This window comes from Marinobacter sp., assembly GCF_965229985.1.
Classification (GTDB): domain Bacteria; phylum Pseudomonadota; class Gammaproteobacteria; order Pseudomonadales; family Oleiphilaceae; genus Marinobacter.
Genome location: NZ_OZ245935.1, coordinates 3,230,182 through 3,248,467 on the forward strand (window position 1 = coordinate 3,230,182; position 18,286 = coordinate 3,248,467).

An 18,286-nucleotide genomic window follows, 5' to 3' on the forward strand; every position below is an offset into this window, starting at 1 on the left:
GAAGTGCTGGTACCTTCAGCCCCGGCAGGCACTCTTTCACCGGGGCTCAGGAAGGGGCAGGTTCAGTGCTGGGTGCGGTACCCGTCCAGAATAGCGGCCATGTCATCACCCAGATCGCGCATGATTTGCGGGTCCAGATTGCGTTCACCCATGGATCTCAGACCCATGATCTGCGCCTGGAGAAGCCTGGCAAGTCGCCGGCTGTCTACGGACTGCATCAGCTCTCCATTCACCCGTGCCTGCTCAACAAGGTCTGCAATGGATTGCTCAATGGCAGCGAGAATGCTATTGGCCTGGTCCGCCAGGGCGGGGTGGGTATTGCTGGATTCCAGCAGCGTTTTCACAATCATACAGGCCCGGGAAGGCGCTGCGTTTTCGTCCCCGCAACTGCAGGCGATGCCGCGCAAATAGTCCTGGAGACCTTCAACAATAGAGTCAAAACCTTTGAGGTGTATGGCCAGCTCTCGGCCACCTTGTTCCGCATAGGCGGCCAGTGCTTCTGAAAACAGGCCATCCTTGCTGCCGAAGGTGGCGTAGATACTGCCCGGTCGCATGTCGAGGGCCTGCTCGATCTGCTTCATGGAGCTGCCGTGATAGCCCTTCTCCCAGAACAGGCCAACGGCCTTTTCCAGGGCGGTTTTCCGGTCATAGCGTGCGTGTCTGGCCATAACAACAATTCACCATTGCCGTGATTTGAATGACCGCTCAATTATATCTTGAATGACCGCTCAATAACAGTTAGCCTGAAGTAGTAATTGAGTGATCATTCAATAAAGGAGTTGGCAATGACAGATTTTCCCTTGCACGACAAAGGCACGGCACCGGAGAAATCCAGGCCCCTGCTGGACAACTCGCTCAAGGCTTTCGGCATGATCCCGGGCCTGCACGCGGTAATGGCGGAAGCGCCGGGCATCCTTGAGGGTTACCAGCAACTGCATCAACTGGTGCTGGACAGCAGCTTTGATAACGATGAGAAGACCGTGGTTTGGCAAACCATCAACGTGGAAAACGCTTGTCATTACTGCGTCCCTGCCCATACCGGGATTGCCAAAATGATGGACGTGTCCGACGACATTACCAATGCACTGCGGGACGAAACGCCGCTGCCGAGCGACAAGCTTGAGGCGCTGAGAACCTTTACCCTCGCTGTCATGCGTAAACACGGCAATGTCAGCAAAGAGGACCTGGACGCGTTCTATGAAGCCGGATACCAGCACCGCCAGGTACTGGAAGTGATTCTGGTGCTGTCCCAGAAAGTGATGAGCAATTACGTCAACCACATTGCGGAAACGCCGGTTGACGAGCCGTTCAAGAAGTTTGAATGGCAGAAAAAACAGTAATCCGGGCTTTGGGGCAACGGAGCGGGTCAGCCCGCGTCCGTTGCCAGTATGTGCGCCTGTCTTGACCGTTTTTTGGTCTCGAGCCGTTTGTCGACGCACCGGGTGTCATCTTCGAGAATAACGACGCACTCCAGGCACTGAATGCACTCGTCGTAGTCAATCCGGCCATCCTTGCGAATGGCATTGATGCCGCATTCGTTTTTACAGTGCTGGCAAGGGTTGCCGCAGAGCTCGACCCGGTCCAGCCAGCTGAACAGTCTGAACCGGCCAAGCACTGCAAGGCCGGCGCCCAACGGGCACAGATAGCGGCAGTAGAATTTGTGGATGAACATGCCTATTACCAGCAGGCCGACGGCGTAAAGTACGAATGGCCAGGAGCGAACCAAAAACAGGGTTATGCTGGTTTTGAATGGCTCCACCTCCGCCAGCTTTTCGGCGATGGTCAGGGAGTAGAAAGCAGTGCCCACCAGAGCGAGCAGGATCGGATATTTGAGCAGAATCAGGCGCCGGTGCCAGTGCTCGGACACCTTGATCTGGCGGAATTTCAGTTTCTGGCCAAGCCAGGCGGCCACTTCCTGCAGGGCCCCGAACGGGCAGAGCCAGCCACAGAACAGGCCGCGACCCCAGATGAACAGGGTTATGAATGTGTAGACCCAGAGAATAAAGATGATCGGATCCAGTAAGAAGACATTGAGAGAGAAACCGTCCCAAATCGCCAGGAACAGGGTGTAGATGTTAACCACCGAAAGCTGGCCCTGGGCGTAGAAGCCGATAAAGAACAGGGTGAAAAACAGGAATCCCCAGCGGAACCGGTGTACCAGCTTCGGGTTGCGGCTCAGGGCTTTCTGGCGGGCGAAGAACACGGTCAGAACGGTCAGGCCGATTACCAGCAGGGAAATCTGCCACCAGCGTTCTTTCCAGAGCCCGATCCAGACCGGTTGACGGGTGTCCTCGGGGTTGGGAGCAACCTCGACGGCTTCAAACAGTTCTTCGTTGAACCGAATCGGGATATCCAGGGATGTGCGGTCCACCATCAGGTGGTTACGGGCCAGTTCAACGTTGAGCTTGAGGTTGGCCTCCGCCCCCGGGTTAAAGCCGGCGTTGCCGCCCACCCGAAACAGATTACCGGCCTCGAACGAGGGCATGCCGGCGGCGCGGAACTCGAGATTCTGGTCGAGCAGGTTGAGATCGCGCATTTCCACGGCCAGGTTGTTCTGGGAAAGGCCGACACGGTCGGGAGAACTGCCAGGCACGAACTCGCGGGAAACATGGGGAAAGGCGCCCCGGGACATGACAGCCAGAACCTGCGCGCCGTCGTCGAGTCGTTCCATGAGGCGCTGGTAGCCGTCGTCTCCTAGCAGGTTGCGCCCCACCATGGGCGAATTGATGTAGGCGAAGAACAGTTCGGTAAAGGGCTCGCCCTCTGCCGGCTCAATGTTCATGGGGTAGTCAGACAGAGGTCGGCCCAGTTCGGCTTCGATGGATTCACTGGCGATCTGCCAGTGCCCAATGTAACCGCGCTCGACCAACTGCTGCCAGGACACCGGCTGGTAGAAATCCGGCTTCGCCCGTGTGGGGGCGCTCTGGGCGAACCCCTCGAGTTTTTGGCGGGCCACTTTCAGGGCAGAGGACAGCACGGTGTCGTTGATGATCAGCACAGAGACCGTGGCCTTGCTGACACCGTCAAAGTGAACCACATTGCCGTCACTGGTTCGCCCGGAACGGCTGGAGTTGGAGGTGCTGACAATAATCTGCTCTTGTAACGAATGCCCTTCGTATTGGTCTACGAATTCGAACAGGGGCTCTTCGCCGAGGCCATGCAGAAACACCGGCTCGTGGTGATTCAGCACCTTGATGCCGGTGAAGCGCCCTTTAGTATCCAGGCCGATCAGCATACTGATCGGTTTGCCGGCAAAGCCCTGGAGCCGGCTGTGGTCTATGGTTTCGTAGGCATAGCCAAGCAGTTCCTGGAGTTGATACACGGGATACACCGGGAAGTCCGGCAGCTTGTCTTCAATGACCGTTGCCGAGGGAAACAGCTCCTGGATCAGCGCTCGCTTGCTGTCTGACAGCTCGGCCTGAACCTGGGGCATTACAAACAGACAGGCAAGAAGGAGCACAATGCGCCCTGCCATGGGGTACTCCTGTGGTTCTTTTTGTTTGATCTTCCATGCTAGAGTTTTCGGCCCCGGGCTCAATGCGACCTCGGAGCCAGCTGAATGCTACTTTGTGAGGAGAAATGCCATGACCGACGCTACCTACACGCCACCCAAAGTCTGGAAATGGGACTCCGAGAGTGGGGGTCGGTTTGCCAGTATCAACCGCCCGATCGCCGGTCCGACCCATGACAAGGAGCTGCCGGTTGGCAAGCACCCGTTGCAGCTTTATTCGCTGGCGACGCCCAATGGCGTCAAGGTAACGGTGATGCTGGAGGAGCTGCTGGAACTGGGTATTAAAGAAGCCGAGTACGATGCCTGGCTCGTCAAAATTACCGAGGGCGACCAGTTTGGCAGCGGTTTTGTGGAGGTGAACCCTAACTCCAAGATTCCCGCCATGATGGACCACAGTGTCAGCCCTTCTATCCGCCTATTCGAATCCGGCTCCATCCTGCTCTATCTGGCGGAAAAGTTTGGCGCTTTCCTGCCCAAGGACACCGCAGGGCGTGCCGAAACTATGAACTGGTTGTTCTGGCAGATGGGCAGCGCACCTATGCTCGGTGGCGGCTTTGGCCATTTCTACGCCTACGCGCCGGAATACTACGAGTACCCGATCAACCGCTACACCATGGAAGTCAAACGTCAGCTGGATGTGCTCGACCGGCAGTTGGCCAATAACCGCTACATCGCGGGTGACGAATACACCATTGCCGACATGGCCATCTGGCCCTGGTACGGCGCCCTGGTGAAAAACAAGGTGTATGATGCAGCCGAGTTCCTGGAAGCCCACACCTACACCAACGTCATTCGCTGGGCTGATGAGATTGCCCAGCGTCCGGCAGTAAAGCGCGGCCGGATGGTCAACCGGGCCTGGGGTGAGCCGAGCAGCCAGCTGCACGAGCGCCACGATGCCAGCGATTTCGAGACCCAGACCCAGGACAAGATCGGGGATGGCGAATGAAGGTTGCCGTCTATTGCGGCTCCCGGTCAGGCAACGATCCGCTTTATGCGGAGAAGGCCCGGGAGCTGGGTGACTACTTCGGTCGCAATGGCATCGAGCTGGTGTTTGGCGGTGGCCATGTGGGCCTGATGGGCGTCGTGGCCGATGCGGTATTGGCCGCCGGCGGCCGGGTTCACGGGGTGATCCCCGAGCATCTGCGGGACCGTGAGCTGGCCCACTCCGGCCTTACCGAGCTGCACGTGGTTAAAAACATGCACGAGCGCAAGGCCATGATGGCGGATCTGGCCGATGGTTTCGTTGCGCTGCCAGGCGGGATTGGCACCCTGGAAGAGCTGTTTGAGGCCTGGACCTGGGGCCAGTTAGGGTTGCACCAGAAGCCCTGCGCCATCTACAACGTCAACGGATTTTTCGATCCGTTGCTGGTGATGGCGCAAACCATGGAGCGGGCCGGGTTTCTCAAGCAGCAATACATCGACATGCTGATCCGGACCGACCAGCCAGAGACGCTGCACCGGGCCGTCCTGGATTATCAGAGCCCCGGAGAAAAATGGACCTGATCAGACCAGGGCCCGGCGCAGTCGGGCCTTATTCTTTCTCTTCCTTGGCTTTCTGAATCGCTTCCAGCTTCTCGTGCAGCAGGGCTTCAAGCTTGATGAGCTTCTCCCGGTTTTTTTCGTTGGGCCGGTTCGTGTATAGATCGACGTAGGTCTTGGTGACCTCGCTCAGTACCGGATGCAGCTTTTTATAGTCTTCCTCACTCATGGTCAGCACTCCTTTCGAACGCAGTGGATTCCATACCAGTAACTATGGATCATCCCCGGTAATCATCAAGGACCCAGATCAACTCTGAGACGGTTTTCCGCCTCACTCCATCCGGCTGACTTTAGCCATCAAACGACGCCAGTCTATTGGCAGCCGGTTCTCCAGTTCTGCCAACACCGGGTCTTTGGGATGGACCGACTGAAAGTGCTGTTTGCTGGCATAGACCACGGTGTTGTTGCTTTTGCTTCGGAAGCCCAGAAGCACCGCAAAGTGCCTTTTGAGCCTACGAAAGTAGGCTCCTTCGACATCCGGGGTGCGGTGGTAGTTCAGCACCAGCCAGCCGTCTTTGGTCAGCACCCGGGCGCACTCATCCACGAACTGCTTCTGGGCCTGGGCCGGGCTCATCCGGTCTGCGTTATACAGATCGGCAAGAATCATGTCCGTGCTCGCTTCCGACAGCTTTTCCAGCGCATCCCGGGCATCAGCAATGGTCACCTCCAGGCGCTCACTATCCGGAAGGTCAAAAAACTCCCTTGCCGTATCCAGTACCGCCTGACGAAGTTCGACGGCGTGTATCCGGCATTCGGGATAGAGATGGTGAAATGCGCTAGCCATCACGCCGCCGCCCAGGCCCAGAATGGTGACGTGGCGTGGGTTGGCAAATACCGCCGGCAACATCATGGCGCGATTGTACTCGTGCGCGGGCAGATAGGGGTAGCGACGGTCGATCTTGCTCTGCTCGAACACCGAATTGAAGGTAAGCACCCGGTGTTTGCGGTAATCGACCACCAGGATGCTGCCCAGGGCGTCCCGGGTGTGGTGAATAATCTCGCCCTTGTTGAACATGCCGGCTTACCGGCTTTGTTCTTCGAACAGGCGTCGTACGCTGTCGGTTTTTGCCAGCGACTGTGCGGTATTGCCGCGGCTGTCCTTCGCATCGCGATCGGCGCGTTTTTCCAGCAGCAGACGTACCGTTTCCGCGTGGCCGTGTTTGCTGGCCAGGATCAACAGGGTCTCGCCCTCGCTGGTGCGCATGTTCACCGGGACGCCGGCATCAAGCATCACGCTGAGAGGCCCTGCACCGCCGTTGCGGGCCAGTTCGAAAATGCCCTGGGCGAAGGCAACTGCATCCTCGTCTTTCTGGCTTGCGGGCTGTTGCGGCTTGCCGGGCTTCTGTTGGCTCATCGGGGCTCCGTGGTCAGTTGAATCGATTTTGTGTTAAAACCGTATTATCACAGAATGAGACTGTCCCAGACACAGTCCAATGAGCCCAAGGCCAAAAACCACAGGAGGCAACGCCGTGAAACTACAGGTTCAAGGCATAGACGAAGGCCAGCCAATTCCCGAGAAATTTGCATTCGGGGTCTACAGCGAAGAAGACCACATGAGCTTCGGTCCCAACCGGAACCCCGAAATTGTCTGGGACGATGCGCCCGAGGGCACCAAGAGCTTCGTGGTAATGATGTTTGATCCGGACGTGCCCAGTGTTGCAGACGACGTGAACCAGGAAGGCAAGACCGTCTCGAAGAACATCGCACGGGTCGATTTTTTCCACTGGCTGCTGGTGGATGTGCCGGCCGGCACCACCCGGATTCCGGAAGGCGAAGACAGCGATGGCGTGATTCCCAAGGGCAAGGAGCCGGGTCCCGGCCCCATTGGTATCCGCGGCGTGAACAATTACACCCAGTTTCTGGCGGGCAATCCCGACATGAACGGCACTTACGCCGGGTACGATGGCCCCTGTCCGCCCTGGAACGATGAGATTATCCATCACTACCATTTCGAAGTGCACGCACTGGATGTGGATACGCTCGCCCTCGACGGCGAGTTCGATGGTAACGATGTGCGCGAAGCCATGGCGGGGCACGTGTTGGCAAGTGCTCGTGTAACGGGCACCTATACCCTGAATCCGGACCTGCGCTAACCGGTGCCAAACACCGGACAGTGGTATTCCGGTAACCCCGCGGGTTACCGGGTAACGGTTACTTCCTCCCCTGTGACTTCTTTCTGAACGTCATACAATTGTCTCCCCGTTGTCATTTCCCCGTCACCCGAACTTGCCAAAGTGGCACCATCCGGACTGGTTGAAAGACGGGAGACAAGATGCGGAGCTACCGGAGCGTTTTCATTTCCGACGTACATCTGGGCACGGCAGACTGCCAGGCCGAGTACCTGCTGGATTTCCTGAACCAGGTCCGCTGTGAAACCCTCTACCTGGTGGGCGACATTATCGACCTGATCGCGATGCAGCGACGGGTGCACTTTCCCGATTCCCATCAGGCCGTCATCCACAAACTCATTGAGCTGGCGGCCCGCGGAACCCGAGTGGTTTACGTGCCCGGCAATCACGACGATTTCCTGCGCCGGTTCTGCGGCCAGACTATCGCCGGCATTGAGCTTCGATACAAAGCCGTGCACACCACCACTGACGGTCGTCGGTTCATGGTCTGCCACGGTGACCAGTTTGATCAGGTGGTGCGTTGCAGCCCGCTGATGCTTCTGGTCGGGGACCGTGCCCACGGCATCCTGCTGCGCCTGAACCGCTGGTTCAACGCCTGGCGCCGGCTCAAGGGCAAGCCCTACTGGTCGCTGGCGGCCTGGGTGAAGAGCCGAATCGGCAAGGCCCGCACCTTCATACGCCGGTTTGAACTTGCGGCGCTTACGGTAGCGGAAAAGGGCAACTACGACGGTTTTATCTGCGGTCACATTCACTCTGCGGGCTTCCTGCGCAGCGAAGAAGGTCTGTACTGCAATGATGGCGACTGGGTGGAGCACTGCACGGCCCTGGTGGAGCAGGAGAGCGGCAAACTGGAGCTGCTGCACTGGTCAGAATCGCCGATAGTGCTGGCAAAAGAGCCGGACGCCCCGAACCCGGATGTGTGCGGCGATGCCCGGCCGGTGATCGACACCCTGCCAACTGCCTTTGTGGAGCAGGTTAACCGACTGGCCAGCTGAACCTTTCGGGTTCCTGAGGCAATTGCGGACAACGGCTATCGCTTCCTGTTTCCGGGATAGCGGGTAGAATGGCCATATGACCCGTTCGCAGTTGGTTTTCCGTCTCTCCTTTCTGGCTATTGTCGCGCTGCTGATGGCGGCGATCTGGTTGCTGCTGCGGCAACTGGGCATGCCGGCCAGCTTTGCGCCGTCGGTGCTGTCCGACTGGTTTGCCAGTCAGGGTGCACTTGGGCCGGTATTACTGATGCTCCTGATGATTCTGGCCGTCGTGGTCGGGCCCATACCCACTCTGCCGATCAGTGCAGCCTCCGGCCTGGTGTACGGCATGTTCAGCGGAACCGCGATTGCGGTGGTGGGTGCCCTGGCCGGTTCGCTGATTGCGTTCTACCTGGCGCGAGTGCTCGGGCGTGAAGCAGTCCAGCAGAAGCTCGAACATAACCCGGTATTCTCGGCCCGCGGTTCGCAGCGGTTCCTTTTCATCGCGGTATTCCTGACCCGGCTCATTCCCCTGTTCTCTTTCGCCCTGATCAGCTATGCCGCCGGTGTGACGGCCATACACCTGTGGCGTTACTCCCTTGCCACAGCCCTTGGCATGTTGCCCATGACCTTTGTGTTTGCTGGCCTGGGCCATACCTTCGAGCTCAATCCCACCCTGACCGTCTTGGCTGCCGCTACAGTGCTGTTGGTGATGAGCACACTGCCCCTGTACCTGCGGCGGCGCCCGCATTCCCGGCTGTCCCGTTGGCTGCATCTGGATGGGCGGGTTTGAGTTTTACAGTGAATGCCTAGCTGACTAGCAACGATTCGATATCCTGATATAGGGACGCAGCATTGGTAACCTTCGCGAGCCAGCTCAGGGGAATGCCTGTTTCACCGCCAACGCCATGAATAGCCGCCATGGCAGGGCCAATGATCCAGGCGCGACCGCAGGAATCGCCGCCACAATGAATATTGGCTCGAATGGCCTCCGTGTAGCTCCCGGCATGGTTGAGAATGTGAAAAATCACCGGCATGGCCTCATGCAGGTAGCAGGTTCGGCCAAAGGTGTCGCCGGCACCAACGCCGTTCAGTTCTGAGCCCGCGCGGGCATGGTTCAGGGATTTCTGATCCGGCGCCTCGGTGATGGCAGCATCCATGGCTCCAGAAAGGCCTTCTCCCTGGAAGAGCCGATCCAGAAGCAACGCTGCGCATTTCGCCCAGGCTACGGCATCGTCGTTGTTATTCGTGACCCGGACGGCCGCTTCCGTGACTTCCAGAAGATCGCTACTCCCACAGAAGCAGGCAACCAGTGGTGGCAGTTTCGAAACCGCTGGCAGTTGCATATCGTCTGCCCCACTTTCCCGCACCAGATAGCGGTCGATGGTTTCTGCCAGATTGACACCGGCCTCCTGCACTTTCGCTTCTTTGTAGGTCAGGTTGATGGCCTCGCGAACCGGTTGAGCGAGTTGGTCGCCACTCAGCCGGCGGGTATAGGGCATCACTTTTTGCACCAGCACCCGCTTTTGTTTTTCGGTCAGTCCGGCGGGCATGGTGTCCTGCGCCTGCTTGACCGCTTCGCGCTCATTGGCGTTGAAGTTCTCGAGGGTAATGCGCGTGGGATTGTCGATAAATCCCCGCCACTGCCCGCCCGGGCCAAAAAAGGCACGAAACCTGCGTTGATAATCCCGAACATCCAGTGCGGCGTTGTTAGCTAATAAACTGTCCGTCAGAACGCCCGTTGCGGCGCCATAGTGACTCACATCGCCAACTTGCTTACCTTCATGGGCAAAGTAGCCAAACCCCTTCGTATAATAGTCCGCCCTTGGCGGCAGAAATTCCGGTGTCTGGCCGCCAACCTCTGCGATGCGCTCGCTGTTGTAGAGCCAGTGCAAACCCAGGCTCGCCGCGTCCGCGACCCAGCCTCCTGCCAGGGCAGCAGTTATGGCAGCTTTTCTTTCGTGCGGGATTTTGCGGGCCATCGGGGATCCTCAATGTCGGATTTGAATGTATTGTTGAAGCACAAATCTTCTTTCCGCTATATGAATTACGTTGTAACAACGCTTTGGTTCCCGTGTCAGTGTGAGTGAGGTCTTTATTTCGTCCATCGTGTTTCGTGTTGTTCGCCTCTGCATTGTTGGTCGGGTTGTAAACCCCTTGGGTGGAGCTGGGCTCCACCCTTTTTTATGCCTGAAAGAAACGTGGCCCACCCGATTCAGGTTTGCCAGAAAAACTCTGTTTATTTCCTGAATAGGTGTAATAGTTCAGAAACTCATGTGTCTCCTATCTGACCGCTCATCGCAGCGATCACGGGCTTCCAAAGCCCGCCTCAAAAACTCTGTGAACAGGGAGAGAGACCATGTCCACGATACATCCGTTGAGAAAAGCGATTCGCACATCGTATGAACATCGACGCACGACCTGGTGGTCTGCCGCACTGGTGACCGCCATGCTTGGAGCCGGGGGTATGGCTTCGGCTGCCTGCGGTCCCTGTTCTCCTTGCAAGAATCAGTGTAAGGCAGGACAACAGTGCAAGGCTGGCTGTAAAGCCGGGTGCAATCCCTGCGCCGCAAAAAACCCGTGTGCAACGAAAAACCCCTGTGCGTCGAAGAATCCGTGCGCAACCAAAGGTAGTAACCCGTGCGCGGCCACCGGCAAGTGCGGGGCAAAGCCCAATCCCTGCGCCGCCAAAAAGGTTACCCGGCCAGCGGCTTACCAGCCCTACGAGGGCAATCCCTGCAAGCTCATGGCGCTCGGGAAGAAGCTGTTTAACGACACGTCCCTCAGTAGCAATGGGTTGTCTTGCGCGACCTGCCATAACGATGGTGCGGGTTACAACGCAACGTTTGCCAACGCCTACCCACATTCGGTGGCGATGGCCAGAAACATCTTTGGCATGGAGTCAGTGCATCTGGATGAGATGGTTCAGATCTGCATGGTGCGACCCATGGCTGCCGAACCTCTGGACTGGGGCGGCGAGCAGCTTGCGGCGTTAACGACCTACATGGCCAATATCCAGACGCAGCTTTCCGCCAACCCCTGTGCCTTGAAGGGGGGCAAATGTGGTGCTTGCGGCCCGTGCGCTGGTAAGAACCCCTGCGCGACGAAAAATCCGGGCGCTACCAGAAATCCCTGTGCCGCGAAGAATCCCTGCTCGGCCAGTAGTGGTAAGCGAAGGGCAGATGTTGCTGTGTGATCAGTTGAAGGATTGGATCGCGCGGCTTCGGGGGTCTTCCGGAGTCGCGCGGTAAGGAGCAAAAAACTATGCAAGAGCTTCATGTTACGAGGCCGGGAAGCCTCATGGAAAAGCAGTTATCAGACAGTCTCGCGGCCATCCACGAGATCAGGGAGTGCTACCGGGTGCTGAAAAAAGGCGGGCTGAATGTGGTCGGTGAGGTTCTCAAGGGGCAGGGTCCTTTCTATGAGATGGAGCATTACCCGAAGGACGATGTGTACGATCAGGAAACGGCGTCCCAGTATTATTACCACGCTCACCGGGAGGACCACGCCGAGCATGGTCATTTCCATTTGTTTCTGCGCAACGGGGCCTTACCCGAAGAGGCAAAACCACTCATGGGCCCGGTTGCAGAGGATCGGGTGGCACACTTGATTGCCATATCCATGGATGCGTGGGGATATCCCACGGATCTTTTTACCGTAAACCGCTGGGTAACGGATGAGAGCTGGCTGCCTGCCGAGGTGGTCGCGGGTGCGCTGGATCGGTTTGCCATTGACCATGCTCACCCAAGTTGGCCTGTTAACCGTTGGCTGACAGCCATGGTGCGTTGCTTCCGGCCCCAGATCGAAACGCTCCTTTACCATCGTGACGAGGTTATCAATCAGCGGCGGGCGCAAGGTCTGAAGGCGGTGCTTGAAGATCGTTCGCTGGAGATCATTGGAGCTGTACCTGTTGATGTGGAAAGCTGGGCGGTTGAACTGGAAGCGGAGCAGAGGAAACGCCAGGACTGCTATCGGCGGCTTTCAGTCACAGGACACTGAGCTCAATTAGTCCGGGTCCTGGTTTGTGGGGTCTTGAGACCCTTCTTTCAGCGCCAGGGCTACTCGTTCGTCAATCTTGCGGATAAGCTCCTCATCCGCCTGGCCAGAGGAATGTGCGTTTAACATGTCGGTGCTTGCCCGCAGATTGCCAATAAAGGTCCGGCAGTCCTTGCACATCATCAGATGCATTTTCACAGACATGTTCTCGAGAACCGGGAGTTCGCCATCAATGTAATCGCTGGCAATAACTGCGAGATCCCTGCACATCAGCATTCGCCGGTCTCCTGGAAGTTCTCAACCATCAGAAAGATTTTCTGTCTGGCCCGGTGCAACAGCACCCGTAGATTAGAGGCGCTGACATCAAGAATGTTACAGACATCCTCAGATTTGTGCTGGTGGGCTTCGTAGAGCATCAGCGCCGAGCGCTGGGTTTCCGGAAGGGAGGAGAGGTGTTTGTCGAGGCAATCGTTGAGGGCGCCGTTTTCAATCAGGGTATCGGCGGATTCATGAAATTGCAGTTTGGGCGGCAGCTCCCAGCGTCCTTTGGCGTTAAAGCGATGGGCCAGCTCTGGCTCCAGGCTCTCCGAGAAGTCCGTCGGGATTTCCCTGTTAGTCGAACGAAGCTGATTCTTGCAACGGTTGGCAACAACGCGGTGCAACCAGGTTTTTAAACCTGAACGACCTTCAAAGCCATGGATAGCATCAATAACTTTAACCCAGCAATCCTGAACGACTTCTTCTGCACTGGAATGGTCCAGATAGAACCGGGCGACTGCTAACATCCCGGGGGTGTAGGCACGCACTGCTTCCTGAAAAGAGTCATTATCACCAGTTTTCAAGCCCTGAATCAGTTTTATCTCCTTTTCCCGACTTGAGTCAGTCATGACCGTTCCCTTTTATGAGCAATTGTTCAAGAATAGCAGTAAGTTTGGAAATCGGTCGATAAGTTCCCGGCGTATTCGGTAGGCGGTGTAATCAAATTGTTAGATATTCATGAGCAATCGTTGACACAATGCGTTGCCGAACGACGTACAACAACGGTAAGCCGGTAACGAACACTGAGCCCACGGTTTGATGTAACAATTTCGGGGTTGTGGTGTCTCTTCGTTATCACGTTCAAGGTAGAAAGGATTAATTCATGACACTCAAGAAATGGATTCTGGTCGCGTTGATTGCGGCTGTGGTTGTCGGGTTTATTGCCAGTGGCGGTAGCGAGCTCCTGACTCTCGAGAACCTGAAGGAAAACCAACAGTCCCTGGGTAACTGGATCGATCAGAACCTGTTGGTTGCGGTGCTGGGCTTCGTTGTTGTTTATGTCGTGGTAACAGCGCTTTCTCTGCCAGGCGCTACCATCATGACGCTGGCCGGTGGTGCGTTTTTCGGAAATCTCTACGGTCTGGCAGCCGTCTCCGTTGCTTCAACTATCGGTGCGTCGCTTGCCTTCCTGGTGGCGCGGTTCCTGATGCGAGACACGCTTCGAAAACGGTATGGCGAAACCGTGGCGAAGATGGATCGCGGCATTGAAAAAGACGGCGCCTTCTACCTTGCAACCCTGCGGCTTGTGCCGGTGTTCCCCTTCTTCCTGATCAACCTGGCCATGGGCCTGACGGCCATGAAGTTGCGCATCTATGCCCTGGTGAGCTGGATTGCCATGCTGCCCGGTACCTTTGTTTACGTGAACGCCGGCACCCAGCTGGGCCAGATCCAGTCTACCGGCGACATTGTTTCGGCCGATCTGCTTCTGTCCTTTGCCCTGTTGGGGCTGTTCCCGTTGATTGCCAAGTTTGTGGTGGGCTTTATTCGTCGCCGCAAAGTGTACGCCGGCTGGCAGAAACCCGAGCATTTCGATTACAACCTGCTGGTTATCGGCGGTGGCTCTGCCGGTCTGGTCTCTGCCTATATTGCCGCAGCAGTGAAAGCCAAGGTGGCCCTGATTGAAAAGCACAAGATGGGTGGCGACTGCCTGAATACGGGCTGCGTGCCCTCCAAGGCCCTGATTCGCAGTGCAAAGGCAGCGGACACTATGCGTCATGCCAACCGTTACGGACTGGAATCGGTGCCCGTTAAAGGCTCGTTCAAGACCATCATGAACCGGGTCAAGGATGTCATCGCGAAAGTGGAACCCCACGATTCCCCGGAGCGCTACCGCAAGCTGGATGTGGACTGCATTGCCGGCGAAGCCAGCTTCGTTTCGCCCTGGGAGCTTGAGGTCCGGCACAACGATGGCCGCACGGAGCGCCTGACTGCCCGCAGTATCGTTGTTGCCACCGGCGGCAAGCCGGCCGTACCTCCGATTCCCGGTCTCAAGGACATGCAGCCGCTGACGTCCGACAACCTGTGGGAGCTGGAAGAGCAGCCGGAACGTCTGTTGGTGCTGGGCGGTGGTCCGATTGGCTCCGAACTGGCCCATGCCTTTGCCCGACTGGGCAGCAAGGTGACCCAGGTGGAGATGGGTGAACGCCTGCTGGCCAAGGAGGATGAGGATGTCTCCGAACTGGTTCTGAAGCAGTTCCAGGCGGACGGTGTGGATGTCCGGCTGAAACATGCTGCTGCCGAGTTCCGTATAGAGGAAGGAGAGAAAGTTGCCTACTGCGAGCACGACGGTGAGCGGGTACGCATTCCTTTCGACCAGGTTCTGGTTGCTGTTGGCCGTGCGGCCAACACCGCCGGCCTGAACCTGGAGCGGATTGGTGTGGATACCCTGCCGAACGGAACCGTACCGGTAGAGGAAGACATGAGCCTGAGGTACCCGAATGTATTTGCCTGCGGTGATGTGGCTGGTCCTTACCAGTTTACCCACGCGGCGGCCCATCAGGCCTGGTACGCGGCGGTGAACGGTCTGTTTGGTCAGTTCAAGCGATTCAAGGTGGACTACCGGGTGATGCCCTGGGTGACCTTTACCTCGCCGGAAGTGGCGCGGGTGGGGCTAAGTGAAGCCGAAGCCAGGGCGCAGGGCGTGGCCTACGAGGTCACCCGCTATGGGCTGGATGACCTGGATCGGGCCATTGCCGAGAGTGAGGATCATGGTTTTATCAAGGTGCTGACTCCACCGGGCAAGGACAAGATCCTGGGCGCCGTTGTGGTTGGCAGCCACGCCGGGGAAATCCTGGCCGAGTTCACCCTGGCCATGAAGCATGGCCTGGGCCTGAACAAGATCCTGGGCACCATTCACCCGTACCCGACCTGGAACGAGTCAGCCAAGTACGCGGCCGGTGAATGGAAACGGGCCCATGCGCCCGAAGGTATCCTGAAGCTTCTGGAGAAGCTCCATGGCTGGCGCCGTGGGAAAAACACGAATACACCGAGGAGCATCTATGCCCCTGACTGAAACCAGACCGGCCCGCAGTACACGTATTCCGGCCGTGGAAGTCCTGGAACCCCGGGCCCGCGACAGCTGGACCCACACCCGCAACGGTGACCCCCGGGGTTACATTGACGCGGACAAGCTCAAAGAGTTATGGATACACACCGGCACCGCCTGCAACCTGGCCTGCCCCTTCTGCCTGGAAGGGTCCCATCCCGGTGATGGTAGGATTCCGGGCATGAAACTCAGCGACGTGAAGCCGTTTATCCACGAAGCCATCGACATGGGTGTGGAGCAGTTCTCCTTCACCGGCGGCGAGCCCTTTGTGATCCGCGACTTCGTCAACATCCTGGATTACGCCAGCCAGCACCGGCCCTGTTTCGTACTCACCAATGCCACCGAGCCTCTGCTGAAACGCCGGCATCAGGTGCAGCCATTGCTGGATAACCCCTACCCGATCCACTTCCGGGTGAGCCTGGATTTCCCCGATCGCGCCCGGCATGACAAGGATCGCGGTGACGGCAGCTTCGACCAGGCACTGGAGGGCATCCACTGGCTGATCGAACAGGGTTTCAAGGTGTCCATTGCCCGCCAGACCGATCCGGAGGAAATTCCGGCAGATGTCGAAGCCGCGTTCCGTGACATCTTCAGGGAGTGGGGCATTCCAGAGAACCTGGCGTTCACCGCATTTCCGGACCTGGGTACGCCAGGTTCTGAAGACGGCAGCCCGGAGATTACCGAGACCTGTATGGAGAAGTATCCGACTAAAGAGGCTCGCTCCCACTTTATGTGCACCTATACGCGGATGCTGGTGAAGAAGGGCGAACAGGTTCGGGTGTATGCCTGCACGCTGGTGGATGATGATCCGCAGTATGACCTCGGGGGCTCACTGGCCGAGAGCATGGATGAGCGGATTATGTTGCGGCATCACCGGTGTTTTTCCTGTTACCGCTTTGGGGCTAGTTGTTCGGCTCCTGTTTAGGTCTGGCGTTTGTTTCCTGCAGGACTGCTGGCTGGTCATTGGCGGCCTGGGGGGTGACGTTATTTTCCCTTGGGAAAAACAACTCGCTGCGCTCAGACATCTTTTTCCTGGCGGGAAAATAACGTCACCCCCCAGACCGCGGATAAGACTTTGCTATTCGGTTGCTGAGTGGGAAGGAAATGCAAGAAAGGAAAAGAGATTAAACCACCCGCCCGAATGGTTTGACGACCAAGTCCGTTGTCGGGGATACCAGAACTGAGGTTGAACGAGGGGCAGGCCGGTAAGAGGTTCAAAAAATGTGGAGCGCCATGGACGGCGCGACCAAGCCCCCCATGGATGGGTTCACGGGCGTTTTTTTGAACCTCTTACCGGCCTGCCCCGGAAGGCACCCAAACCAGAAACTCCGGAATAAGTCCCGGAACCAGAGAACAAAGGAACGAAAACATGAACTTCACAGAGGCCTCCCTGTTCTGGGGATTCCTGCTGGTCTACGGCGTGGTGATGTACTGGCTGTCGCCGAAGAGCAAGAACGCGAATTCGTTTTATAAAGGCGCCGATGACCAGGGCAACCCTGTGGGCCAGTGGTCTCTGACGGCGAGTATTTTTATCAGCTGGATCTTTGCCAAGTCGGTGACCAATGCGGCGAACCTGGGTGCGGCTTATGGTGTGGTGGGCGGTCTGGCTTATGCCAGTTACTGGCTGTCGATTCCGGTGGCGGGGTATGTGATTTACCTGATCCGGACGCAGACCGGGGCGCGGAGTTTGCAGGATTTTCTGACCTCCCGGTTTGGTCGGCTGGCGAGTCTGGCGTTTGCGGCGGCGATTCTGATTCGGCTTTATAACGAGGTCTGGAGTAACACCGCGGTGGTTGGCGGTTATTTCGGGCTGCCCGGTGAGTGGGAGTATTACGCGGCGGCGATGCTGTTCACGGTGTTTACCCTGGCTTACAGCCTGAAGGGCGGGCTGCGGTCGTCGATTTTCACCGATGTGATTCAGGCGTTCGTGTTTGTGTTCTTTGTGGGGGCGGTGTTGTTCCTGATCATTCCCGCCAACGATACCAGCGCCCTGCTGACCAATGGTGAGTTTCGGCTCAATGCCGGCTTTGATCTCTTGCTGGTGGCGTTGTTGCAGCTGTTCAGTTATCCGTTCCACGATCCGGTGCTGACCGACCGGGGCTTTGTGAACAAGGAAAAGACCATGCTCAAAAGCTTTGTGGTGGCCGGGCTGCTGGGCTTTGTGGCGGTGTTTATCTTCAGTCTGGTGGGTGTCCATGCCCGGCTTAACGGCATAGAGGCCATGGGCAATGCGCCGGCAGCGGTTGGGCAGTCCCTGGGGCTGGCGGCGTTGTTCTTTATGAGTGTGGTGATGATGACCTCGGCGGGGTCCACCCTGGATTCCACCTTCACGTCGCTGGCCAAGTCGTTGGCGGTGGATTTGCCCCGACTCGCAAAGCGTGCATCTGACAAGCTGCCGAGCATGCGGGTGGGTGCGGTTGTGATGGTGATCTTTGCCTTCCTGGGCAACCTGCCCATGTTTGCCGGTACCGATATTCTCAAGGCCACCACTATCTCGGGAACGATGGTCATGGGGCTGGCGCCGGTGTTCCTTTTCTACGGTTTCACCAGGTGGTCGCCCTGGAGTTTCCACCTGAGTTTCTGGACCGGTTTGGGTCTCGGGGTGTTGCTTGCGGTTGGGCTGATTCCGGCAAGCTGGGCCATTGGCGATGGCAAGTACGCCATGTTGCTGGGCGTGAACGCATACGGCTTCCTGGTCTGTACCGCCGGTTTCTTTGCTCCTTTGCTGCTCCGGCGTCTTGCCGGGCGGTCACTGGCGGCGGGGGAGGCCTGAGCC

Annotated in this window: 19 protein-coding genes; 11 read left to right on the forward strand and 8 right to left on the reverse strand. The window is 57.6% G+C overall.

Going from position 1 to position 18,286, the window contains the following annotated elements; all coding sequences use genetic code 11:
• Positions 1 to 62 precede the first annotated feature (62 nt).
• Positions 63 to 668, reverse strand: a complete 606-nt coding sequence (locus ACO06L_RS14700; RefSeq protein ID WP_202346321.1) for a TetR/AcrR family transcriptional regulator — start codon at positions 666 to 668, stop codon at positions 63 to 65.
• Positions 669 to 785: 117 nt separating this feature from the next.
• Between ACO06L_RS14700 and ACO06L_RS14705 the strand changes: the two genes are divergently transcribed.
• Entirely contained in the window at positions 786 to 1,340 is a 555-nt protein-coding gene (locus ACO06L_RS14705) for a carboxymuconolactone decarboxylase family protein (RefSeq protein ID WP_202346322.1), read from the forward strand.
• A 26-nt stretch (positions 1,341 to 1,366) separates the two neighbouring features.
• Here ACO06L_RS14705 and ACO06L_RS14710 read toward each other — a convergent pair whose 3' ends face one another.
• Positions 1,367 to 3,475, reverse strand: a complete 2,109-nt coding sequence (locus tag ACO06L_RS14710; protein ID WP_202346323.1) for a NosR/NirI family protein — start codon at positions 3,473 to 3,475, stop codon at positions 1,367 to 1,369.
• Between the two features lie 109 nt (positions 3,476 to 3,584).
• On the opposite strand from ACO06L_RS14710, the gene yghU reads away from it, so the two are divergent.
• Both yghU and ACO06L_RS14720 read left to right on the forward strand, forming a co-directional pair.
• The gene (yghU, locus tag ACO06L_RS14715) at positions 3,585 to 4,457 is read left to right on the forward strand and encodes a glutathione-dependent disulfide-bond oxidoreductase (protein WP_202346324.1); all 873 of its coding nucleotides are present in this window, start codon (positions 3,585 to 3,587) and stop codon (positions 4,455 to 4,457) included.
• A complete protein-coding gene (locus ACO06L_RS14720) occupies positions 4,454 to 5,014 on the forward strand; it encodes a TIGR00730 family Rossman fold protein (RefSeq protein ID WP_202346325.1) in 561 nt (186 codons plus the stop codon). Before yghU ends, ACO06L_RS14720 begins: the two co-directional genes overlap by 4 nt.
• A 28-nt stretch (positions 5,015 to 5,042) precedes the next feature.
• Here the strand turns inward: ACO06L_RS14720 and ACO06L_RS14725 are convergent, their stop codons facing one another.
• From ACO06L_RS14725 to ACO06L_RS14735, 3 genes are all read right to left on the reverse strand, one after another.
• Complete coding sequence (locus tag ACO06L_RS14725; protein WP_162841252.1) at positions 5,043 to 5,219, reverse strand: hypothetical protein; 177 nt, start codon at positions 5,217 to 5,219, stop codon at positions 5,043 to 5,045.
• A gap of 102 nt (positions 5,220 to 5,321) precedes the next feature.
• Complete coding sequence (locus ACO06L_RS14730; protein ID WP_202346327.1) at positions 5,322 to 6,065, reverse strand: spermidine synthase; 744 nt, start codon at positions 6,063 to 6,065, stop codon at positions 5,322 to 5,324.
• 6 nt (positions 6,066 to 6,071) lie between these two features.
• Positions 6,072 to 6,404 carry an ankyrin repeat domain-containing protein gene (locus tag ACO06L_RS14735; protein WP_202346328.1) on the reverse strand — a complete coding sequence of 111 codons (333 nt, stop codon included), beginning with the start codon at positions 6,402 to 6,404 and terminating at the stop codon, positions 6,072 to 6,074.
• Positions 6,405 to 6,519: 115 nt separating this feature from the next.
• Here ACO06L_RS14735 and ACO06L_RS14740 point away from each other — a divergent pair, with 115 nt between their 5' ends.
• The 3 genes from ACO06L_RS14740 (at position 6,520) to ACO06L_RS14750 (ending at position 8,943) form a co-directional block, all read left to right on the forward strand.
• Positions 6,520 to 7,143, forward strand: coding sequence for a YbhB/YbcL family Raf kinase inhibitor-like protein (locus tag ACO06L_RS14740; protein ID WP_202346329.1), 624 nt, complete (start codon positions 6,520 to 6,522; stop codon positions 7,141 to 7,143).
• 179 nt (positions 7,144 to 7,322) lie between these two features.
• Positions 7,323 to 8,174 carry a UDP-2,3-diacylglucosamine diphosphatase gene (locus ACO06L_RS14745; protein WP_202346330.1) on the forward strand — a complete coding sequence of 284 codons (852 nt, stop codon included), beginning with the start codon at positions 7,323 to 7,325 and terminating at the stop codon, positions 8,172 to 8,174.
• Between the two features lie 76 nt (positions 8,175 to 8,250).
• Positions 8,251 to 8,943, forward strand: a complete 693-nt coding sequence (locus tag ACO06L_RS14750; RefSeq protein ID WP_202346331.1) for a TVP38/TMEM64 family protein — start codon at positions 8,251 to 8,253, stop codon at positions 8,941 to 8,943.
• A 16-nt stretch (positions 8,944 to 8,959) separates the two neighbouring features.
• On the opposite strand, the gene ACO06L_RS14755 is transcribed toward ACO06L_RS14750, so the two are convergent.
• Entirely contained in the window at positions 8,960 to 10,132 is a 1,173-nt protein-coding gene (locus ACO06L_RS14755) for an ADP-ribosylglycohydrolase family protein (RefSeq protein WP_064229334.1), read from the reverse strand.
• Between the two features lie 764 nt (positions 10,133 to 10,896).
• Between ACO06L_RS14755 and ACO06L_RS14760 the strand changes: the two genes are divergently transcribed.
• Both ACO06L_RS14760 and ACO06L_RS14765 read left to right on the forward strand, forming a co-directional pair.
• Positions 10,897 to 11,346 (forward strand): cytochrome-c peroxidase, encoded by a 450-nt coding sequence (locus ACO06L_RS14760; RefSeq protein WP_227716659.1) that lies wholly within the window; start codon positions 10,897 to 10,899, stop codon positions 11,344 to 11,346.
• Positions 11,347 to 11,450: 104 nt separating this feature from the next.
• Positions 11,451 to 12,149: a DUF6969 family protein gene (locus ACO06L_RS14765; RefSeq protein ID WP_082905149.1), complete on the forward strand. Its 699-nt coding sequence runs from the start codon at positions 11,451 to 11,453 to the stop codon at positions 12,147 to 12,149.
• Positions 12,150 to 12,155: 6 nt separating this feature from the next.
• On the opposite strand, the gene ACO06L_RS14770 is transcribed toward ACO06L_RS14765, so the two are convergent.
• Positions 12,156 to 12,422, reverse strand: a complete 267-nt coding sequence (locus ACO06L_RS14770; protein WP_064229332.1) for a zf-HC2 domain-containing protein — start codon at positions 12,420 to 12,422, stop codon at positions 12,156 to 12,158.
• Entirely contained in the window at positions 12,416 to 13,033 is a 618-nt protein-coding gene (locus ACO06L_RS14775; RefSeq protein ID WP_064229331.1) for an RNA polymerase sigma factor, read from the reverse strand. The genes ACO06L_RS14770 and ACO06L_RS14775 overlap by 7 nt, the downstream gene beginning before the upstream one ends.
• Before the next feature lie 254 nt (positions 13,034 to 13,287).
• Between ACO06L_RS14775 and ACO06L_RS14780 the strand changes: the two genes are divergently transcribed.
• From ACO06L_RS14780 to ACO06L_RS14790, 3 genes are all read left to right on the forward strand, one after another.
• A complete protein-coding gene (locus tag ACO06L_RS14780; protein ID WP_202346332.1) occupies positions 13,288 to 15,477 on the forward strand; it encodes an FAD-dependent oxidoreductase in 2,190 nt (729 codons plus the stop codon).
• The gene (locus ACO06L_RS14785; protein WP_202346333.1) at positions 15,464 to 16,435 is read left to right on the forward strand and encodes a radical SAM protein; all 972 of its coding nucleotides are present in this window, start codon (positions 15,464 to 15,466) and stop codon (positions 16,433 to 16,435) included. The genes ACO06L_RS14780 and ACO06L_RS14785 overlap by 14 nt, the downstream gene beginning before the upstream one ends.
• Positions 16,436 to 16,879: 444 nt before the next feature.
• Positions 16,880 to 18,283, forward strand: coding sequence for a sodium:solute symporter family transporter (locus ACO06L_RS14790; RefSeq protein ID WP_202346334.1), 1,404 nt, complete (start codon positions 16,880 to 16,882; stop codon positions 18,281 to 18,283).
• Positions 18,284 to 18,286: the final 3 nt, after the last annotated feature.